Source organism: Cyclobacterium xiamenense (genome assembly GCF_042140265.1).
In the GTDB taxonomy this organism is placed as follows: Bacteria; Bacteroidota; Bacteroidia; order Cytophagales; family Cyclobacteriaceae; genus Cyclobacterium; species Cyclobacterium xiamenense_A.
The window spans coordinates 1,867,221-1,875,000 of sequence record NZ_CP159481.1 but is presented as its reverse complement, the minus strand read 5'-3'; the positions used below and the strand labels follow the sequence as shown (position 1 = coordinate 1,875,000).

Genomic DNA, 7,780 nt, shown 5'->3' with positions numbered 1-7,780 from the left:
TTACTAAACACATCAAACGTCACACCGCCATGCACGGAATACCGGATGGGAAGCCTGTTTTCCTCCATTTGCAAAAACGATGTGTAAGGCCGTGTCAGATGGTGGGCCGCAACACCCAACCAAAACTTGTCGTCATAATAATAGAGGCCGGCATTGATATCCTCGTGACTACGCTGGCTGACCTCTGTCACCCAGTTTACCCCCTCACCTACCACTATCCCCCGGTCTATGTCCAACTGCGTCCCGAGCACGATACTCTCTACATTAACATTTCTATTCACAAAGCTCGCCTGAAAACCCGCGTGCAAAAACCGCTCCTCACCCAAACGAACCCGGTACGAATAGGTCAGGCCCAGGTCAATGTTTTGCAGCTGGGCAAAGGTATCCCGGGTGCCGTTCGCAATAACGCCAATCCCACTGTTCCGGTGATCAATAAAGTGGTCAAAGTATGCGGAAAACGTATTGAAACTGTGATCCAATCCAGGCCATTGGTTGCGGTAATTCATTCCCACCCGGGTCCATTCTGTGCTTCCGGTAAATGCAGGGTTCAGGTAAATGGGTGCAGCGTAAAACTGGGAAAATTGCATGTCCTGTGCGCACAATTGCCGAACACAAAGCATCAAAAACAAGATAATCGATCGTCTAAATACTGTCCTCATCTAATTAACAGGAATTTACCGGACCGGGACACTTTTTCCCCTCTGGTGGTTTCAAAATCTGCTCTGTAGGCATAGGTTCCGGGAGGCAAAGGGCTGCCGTTTACCGTTCCGTCCCACCCATCTCCGTTTACGTCCGTGGTTTGATACAAAAACTCTCCCCAACTACTAAATATCTTCAGGTCCATGGATGCGATACCTTTCATTTTAGGAACGAAAAATCGATCCTCCGAGCGTGTTGGCGTGAAGCCCGTGGGGAACATGACCCGATAAGTTCTTCGGATGGTTATCGGCATTTGAAAAGTACTCTCACAATCGGGACCGGTTCGAACCGTCAGGGTCACCAAAAACTCACCCTTCTCCCCGAATACATGGGAGGGGGAACGCTGGTTACTTACGGTGCCATCACCGAAATCCCACTCCCAACTTCTCGGAAGACCCTCCGATCGATCTAAAAACCGAATCCGGTCGTCTGCAAGAATCCCATCCGGTGCTTCTTCTTTGAGCCCTGTAGCATTTAGCACATAGTCGAAAATAGCCCGTAACGGCTCATCGGGCACCACGACCCTGAAAGTAACGGGGTCCGACCAACAATCGAGTCCTTTGGGTTTTACGCGCAGAAGAAAGACCCCTTCGGTAGCAATCGCTGTGATGGAATCGTTTTCAAAAATATCTCCCTGTTCGGATTCCATTTGGTAATCATAGGCGATCCCGTCATAGTCCGAAATGTATTGCCGCAGGTCTGGAAAAATGTCCGGGTCGCAGATAATCACCGTTGGTTCAATTTCCAGTTCCGGAAATTCCGGGAAAAGAATCTCCGTGGTATCCGTCAGCAATCGGCATCCCTGAAAGGAAGTCACCCTTCCGGAGTAGCGGCCCGGAGCCGAGACCATGAGTTCCGGATCGGTTTCTCCCGGAAGCGGGACTCCATCCAAAAACCACTCATAAGCAATCAATGGCTCTGCAGAATAAACGCTCAGGGTGATTTCTTCATCGGGGCAGCCGTCCAGCCGATCCAGGGGCAGGTCGTTTACCATCAGCGTGATGGGTTCTGGCGCCGTGTATACCTCCATCTTCAGTAAACTTCCCTCCGATGTTTTGCCGTAGTTGTCTGTAATCGTATAGTAGGCCTGAACCTCGCTACCTGTAAACCCCTGGCTGGGTGTAAACGAAAAGTTACCTCCCTGGCCGAGGTACCTGAACGTTCCCTCTTGCAGTGCAAGTACTCCACCCGTATCCCCACAGGATCCGGTCAGGCATGGATCAGAAACCTGGTTGGGAATATCCTCTTGCGATGCAAAAAAACGGACGCAGGCAATGCGCGAACCCTCGTTGGGTAGGCGAATCTTGTCTTCCGGTAATTCGAGGAAATTTTCCTGGCCAAGGCAAGCGGTTAAACCCTCCACTGGATCTGTGGTGGGAAAAGCGAGCTGATCTTCATCGGCCACTTCTACCAGCAAGTTTCTGATTTCGTGAATATTTGTCTGTCCTCCGGTAGAAGCGGCAAATCCTATTTTAAGCGTCTCGGGTGCAGGAAAGGCATACCGGACATTTTCCAGCAAACTGATTTGCCGGGGGTTTCCCTGGACCGTTGTAAAAATCATTTCCACGTCCAGCATGAATCCCATGCTCGATTCATCCGGCCTTAGTTTTACCAGTACCTTCCGGTATCCAGGAGCGTCCGGATCTGTAACGCGTCGGGTGCCAATACCACCCGAACTAATGGGGAAGCGCTGATCTGCAGGTAGCCCATTCTGCCCGCCCTCGTTGGTCTTCACGCCCGCAATAAACGCATAGCCATCCGCGCCCTGTCCCGGGCCACGGACCACAATGCTGTTGGGGTGTAGGAGGCTCTCCTGCCCGGGAAACCCGCCCGATTTTCCACTTGAGGTATTTCCAAAATTTCCAAAACTATCAAATCCAATTCCCATGTAGGCACGGGACAAACCGGTTGTCCCTTGTCTAGGAGCATAGCCCAGGGAACCTCCAAACCCCCCGGGAGAAAATGCCTCATTTGCCCCGTCGAATAGGAACACTGACAGACCATCGGCTCCGTCTCCACCATAACTAAAGTATTCGAACGACGCTTTGACGCCAAATCTGGATGAAAAGGGAACATCGATGTACACAAACCCATTTTGATCCAAAACCGCCTCCGTCAGCCGCAATACTCCGTCAAAAAGTTTTGCGCTACCTCCCAAGACTGTTTGTTGTCGCTCGATTTGTCCTTGAAAGGACTCGCAATAGGGAAAGCCTTGCTGTCCGAAAACGGGCAAGCATGGGAGTGATGCGCAAAGCAGAAGAACAAATGCATTTATTTTGGACATGCTGAAATCCAGAAATGAAAGAATCAAAGAAAGGATCTTCGGCCCTACACGCCTTCCTCCTTCTCTTTTGATAAGCTTTCCGGACGGCAAAAGGTTTTACTTTCTCTTCCGTTAGCAAATCCAAAACCAGGGTAAGTCAAGATCCGGTATTAAGATAGGCAAATAAAAAACAAATCAAAAAAGGCTTCTTTTATTCGGTGAAAAGAAGCCTTTTTTGATTGAATCCGGATGAATCATTTAAGAATCGTTTTTTTTCGATCTGGTCCCACTGAAACCATGGTGATGGGCACTCCCAATTCGTCTTCCAGATAGTCGACATAATTTTTTAGCGGTTCGGGAAAATCAGCATAGGTAGTCACGTCCTGTAAGGAACAATTCCACCCCTTCAATCGATGGTATACAGGTTTTGCCTCCTGGTCTGAACCTGTCAATACAAGTCGATCGGTAAATGTTCCGTCGGGAAGCTCGTATCCCGTGCAGACACTGATTTCCTCAAACCCGTTCAGCACATCCACTTTCATCATAAAAAGCTGGGTGACTCCATTGATCATGATGGAATACTTAAGTGCGGGCAGGTCGAGCCAGCCACAGCGTCGGGCTCTTCCGGTTGTGGAGCCGAATTCGTTTCCCTCCCTTCTCATTTTTTCGCCGGCTGCATCAAACAACTCCGTAGGAAAGGGCCCGCTTCCCACACGGGTACAATAGGCTTTAAAAATCCCAAACACCTCCCCTATAGAGGTAGGGGGAACACCCAGCCCCGTGCAAGCACCTGCGGTCATGGTACTACTGCTGGTGACGAAGGGATAACTACCAAAATCAATATCCAAAAGGGCTCCTTGTGCTCCCTCTGCCAGTACCCTTTTTCCTGACTTTAATGCGGCGTTCACCTCAAATTCGGTATCTACCAATTGCAATGACTTAATAAACTCGACAGCCTCAAAAAAATCGGCTTCGAGCGCGGGGAGATTTTTGAGACTGAATTGATAGTAATCCAGAATAGAGGTATGCCGGTGTACCAATTCGTTGTATTTTTCCCGAAAATCCGGACCGAGCATGTCACCAACCCGTAGCGCCATCCTACCAATTTTATCTTGGTAGGTGGGGCCAATTCCCTTGAGTGTGGACCCGATTTTCTTGTCTCCCTTGGACTTTTCGTACGCCGCGTCCAACAACTTATGAGTAGGTAAAATGATGGTCGCTTTCTTTGAAATGGCGAGGTTCTTCTTGAAGTCGATATTGAATTTTTTCAGGGCCTCGATTTCTTTTCTGAGGACCACCGGGTCCAATACCACACCGTTTCCGATAATATTATGAATGTTTTGCCTGAAAATCCCACTGGGTATTTGATGCAATACATGTTTGATCCCATCAAACTCTAACGTATGACCCGCATTGGGCCCTCCCTGAAACCGAGCCACAATTTCATAATCCGGCGCCAGGTAATCCACTACTTTTCCCTTGCCTTCGTCACCCCATTGGAGACCTAAAAGAACGTCCATTTTCATTATCGTTATAAAATATATACCTAAGTCTTGTATTAAAATTTGCCGTGAAGATTGCCAGTATTGTAAAATTTTACAACTTCCGGTTGCTTTTTATTCGGAATAAAAAAATCTCAGGACTAACTGGATTGATTCAATGCTTCTTCCAGGGAGTCGTAAACGGTAAAAATATTATTCAGTTTGGTGATGATCAGCAGCTTTTTAACATGTTCCGAGGGAGACGTAAGGAGCACCTCCCCGTCGGCATTTCTTACTTTTGTGAGGATGGTTATCAAAACACCAATTCCGCTGGAACTTATGTACCGTACCTGGCTGAGATCCACGATACAATTCCGGACCCCTTCCTCTAATCCATCCGAAACGATCCCGACCAAACGCGGGCCCGACTCGTCTCCAATCAAATCTCCCTTGATTTTTACTACCAATGTTTTCCCCTGCACCTGGGACTCAAATTCTGCTTTCATGGATTAGCGTTTAGTAGTGGTTTTTTCGGGTTGTGCGCCTTTTTTGAATTCGCAATTTTCATCCGTACAGTTTCCGTATAATAATAACGAGTGATGGATGATGTTAAAATGAAGAATTTCTCCTACCGTATTTTGAATGTTTTGAATTCGGGGATCGCAAAATTCCTTCACCTGGTGGCACTCCGTACAAATGAGGTGATCGTGTTGTTTGTACCCATAGGATTTTTCGTACTGTGCCAGATTTTTCCCAAATTGGTGTTTGGTGACCAGATCGCATTCCACCAAAAGATCCAGGGTGTTATAAACGGTGGCACGACTGACCCGGTAATTTTTATTTTTCATACTGATATACAAGCCCTCCACGTCAAAGTGGCCCCCGCGGCTATATATTTCCTCAAGAATGGCGTACCGTTCCGGTGTTTTTCTCAGTTTTTTGTTCTCCAGGTAGGCAGTAAAGATTTTCTTCACCTTTTCGTAAAGACTTTCGGTTGAAGCCATACATTGCTTTTTTTTACAAATATACAGTTCTTATTTGAAAAAGGCCGCTTTCCTCGCGCTAATCAAACCGGGAGACCTTGAGCACGCCAGGTACCCGGGATAGGTTGTCGATAAGTTTTTCCAAATGATTCGTGCTATGCACGTACAACTTGATGCTCCCTTCAAAAATTCCGCTGTCGGAATCTACGGTGATGGAGCGCATGTTTACCTTCAATTCGTTCGAAATAACTTTGGTAAGGTCGCTGATTAATCCAACGCGGTCGGTCCCAACAATCTTCAACCCCGCTAAAAACGCGATCTGGTGCTGACTCGTCCAACGCGCTTTAATGACGCGATTGCCGTGATTGGACAACAGTTCCAGGGCATTGGGACAGGCCGTTCGGTGTATTTTTATTCCTTCGTTTACTGTTACGAAGCCAAATACGTCGTCGCCCGGGATGGGATTGCAACATTTGGCCAGAATGTAGTCCACCACATCCATGTCCTCCCCGATCAATAACTGATCGTGGTCGGGACCTTTCAAATTTTTGATTTCCTTGGTAAAGGATTTTTCATCGGTCACATGAAGCAAGGGGCTCTTCCTGGATTTCTTTTTTTGCTTAAAATCACGGAAACTCTTAATGGCAGTGGGATCAATGATCCCCCTCCCCACTTTATAGTAAAACTCAGAAGTGGTTTTCGTCTCGAAAAAAGCTCTTAGTTGTTCGACGATCTCAGAAGAAAAGTCAATTTTCATCTGCTTGAGTTTTCGTTGAACGATCTCTTTTCCGTCCACCATGTAGCCTTTTTTCTCCTCTTTCAGGGCATCTTTAATTTTTGCCCGCGCCCGGGAGGTGACTACCGACTTCAGCCAATCTTCGGTGGGCTTTTGCTTGCCCGAAGTAAGAATCTCTACCTGGTCTCCATTCTTCAGTTTGTGCCCGATAGAGACCAGTTTTTGATTGACTTTGGCTCCAATACATTTGGCGCCAACTTCGGAATGGATTTCGAAGGCAAAGTCCAGCGCCGTCGCACCAAAGGGAAGTACTTTCAGGTCCCCTTTCGGTGTAAACACGAATACCTCGTCCTGAAATAAATTCCCCCGGAAATCATCCATAAATTCGATGGCAGAACCGTCATTGTTTTCCAGCAAGGTTCGAACCTGGGTGATCCATTCGTCAAGGCTGCCTGCGGCTTTTTCCGGAGCGTTCTCCTTTTCCTTGTATTTCCAATGTGCCGCATAGCCCCGTTCGGCGATATCATCCATCCTTTGGGTGCGTATTTGTACTTCCACCCACTGCCCGGTCTGACTCATCACCGTGGTGTGCAAGGACTCGTAGCCATTGGCTCTTGGCGTGCTGATCCAGTCCCTTAACCGGTCCGGATTGGGCCGGTAAAAATCTGTAACCGTGGAATAGACCTGCCAGCAATCTGCTTTTTCGTTTTCGTAAGGAGTATCGATGATGATCCGAATGGCAAATAAGTCGAACACCTCCTCAAAGGGAATGTTCTGAGACTTCATCTTATTGTAAATGGAATAAACCGACTTGGGCCGTCCCTTGATGACAAACGTGAAGCCCTGGTCCTGCAGCTCCTTCTCGATGGGTGCGATAAAGGTTTTGATAAATTTGTTTCGGGATAAGCGGGAATCCTTCACTTTCTTGATGATGAATTCGTAGGCCTCCTTGTCCATAAATTTCAGGTGCAAGTCCTCCAATTCGGACTTGATGGAGTACAAACCCAACCGGTGGGCCAGCGGGGCATACAAAAACTTCGTTTCAGAGGCGATCTTAAGCTGCTTGTGACGAGGCATTGATTCCAGTGTCCGCATGTTGTTTAGCCGATCGGCCAATTTTATCAAAATCACGCGAACATCGTCGGATAATGTGATCAGCATCTTTCGGAAATTCTCCGCCTGCTGAGAGGTACCGTAATCAAAAACCCCGGCGATCTTGGTCAGGCCATCAATGATTTGCGCCACTTTTACTCCAAATTCCCGCTCGATGTCTTCCAACTCGAGATCGGTATCCTCAACCACATCGTGAAGTAAGGCCGAAATAATACTCGTGGTTCCCAATCCGATCTCCTCTACACAAATCAAGGCCACCTCCAGTGGGTGGTATATGTAGGGTTCACCGGATTTTCTACGCATCTCCTTGTGCGCCTCATTGGCAACGTTAAATGCCTTTTTAATAAGTTTGGCATCACCGGACTTTAATAGCGGCTTCGCAACCTTCAATAACTTACGATACCGCTTTAAAATCTCTTTCCGTTCCTCTTCTACGTCAACTTTAATCATGTGATACAAGTTATAAAATTAATCCGGTCCAGGGAACCAAACCTTAAAGTAATAT

6 protein-coding genes (1 of these 6 running past the window's edge) are annotated in these 7,780 nt (G+C 47.5%); all 6 read right to left on the bottom strand.

What is annotated here, in order from left to right; translation table 11 throughout:
* A protein-coding gene (locus tag ABWH99_RS07980) for a type IX secretion system membrane protein PorP/SprF (RefSeq protein WP_375585761.1) crosses the window boundary here: on the bottom strand, positions 1 to 659 show its 5' portion. 370 nt of this gene lie to the left of the window's left edge; only the first 659 of its 1,029 coding nucleotides appear in the window; the start codon lies at positions 657 to 659; its stop codon lies beyond the left edge, outside the window.
* Positions 656 to 2,983 (bottom strand): PKD domain-containing protein, encoded by a 2,328-nt coding sequence (locus tag ABWH99_RS07975; protein ID WP_375585760.1) that lies wholly within the window; start codon positions 2,981 to 2,983, stop codon positions 656 to 658. Before ABWH99_RS07975 ends, ABWH99_RS07980 begins: the two co-directional genes overlap by 4 nt.
* 233 nt (positions 2,984 to 3,216) lie before the next feature.
* Positions 3,217 to 4,488 carry an adenylosuccinate synthase gene (locus ABWH99_RS07970; protein WP_375585759.1) on the bottom strand — a complete coding sequence of 424 codons (1,272 nt, stop codon included), beginning with the start codon at positions 4,486 to 4,488 and terminating at the stop codon, positions 3,217 to 3,219.
* Between the two features lie 116 nt (positions 4,489 to 4,604).
* Positions 4,605 to 4,949 (bottom strand): STAS domain-containing protein, encoded by a 345-nt coding sequence (locus tag ABWH99_RS07965; RefSeq protein ID WP_375585758.1) that lies wholly within the window; start codon positions 4,947 to 4,949, stop codon positions 4,605 to 4,607.
* A 3-nt stretch (positions 4,950 to 4,952) separates the two neighbouring features.
* On the bottom strand, positions 4,953 to 5,447 hold the full coding sequence (locus ABWH99_RS07960; protein ID WP_375585757.1) for a Fur family transcriptional regulator: 495 nt from the start codon (positions 5,445 to 5,447) through the stop codon (positions 4,953 to 4,955).
* Positions 5,448 to 5,505: 58 nt separating this feature from the next.
* Positions 5,506 to 7,725 carry a RelA/SpoT family protein gene (locus ABWH99_RS07955; RefSeq protein WP_375585756.1) on the bottom strand — a complete coding sequence of 740 codons (2,220 nt, stop codon included), beginning with the start codon at positions 7,723 to 7,725 and terminating at the stop codon, positions 5,506 to 5,508.
* Between the last annotated feature and the right edge of the window lie 55 nt (positions 7,726 to 7,780).

Coding starts and splice junctions, on each gene's coding strand:
- ABWH99_RS07975 (WP_375585760.1), bottom strand. CDS start 2,983: ATGTCCAAAATAAATGCATTTGTTCTTCTGCTTTGCGCATCACTCCCA.
- ABWH99_RS07965 (WP_375585758.1), bottom strand. CDS start 4,949: ATGAAAGCAGAATTTGAGTCCCAGGTGCAGGGGAAAACATTGGTAGTA.
- ABWH99_RS07960 (WP_375585757.1), bottom strand. CDS start 5,447: ATGGCTTCAACCGAAAGTCTTTACGAAAAGGTGAAGAAAATCTTTACT.
- ABWH99_RS07970 (WP_375585759.1), bottom strand. CDS start 4,488: ATGAAAATGGACGTTCTTTTAGGTCTCCAATGGGGTGACGAAGGCAAG.
- ABWH99_RS07955 (WP_375585756.1), bottom strand. CDS start 7,725: ATGATTAAAGTTGACGTAGAAGAGGAACGGAAAGAGATTTTAAAGCGG.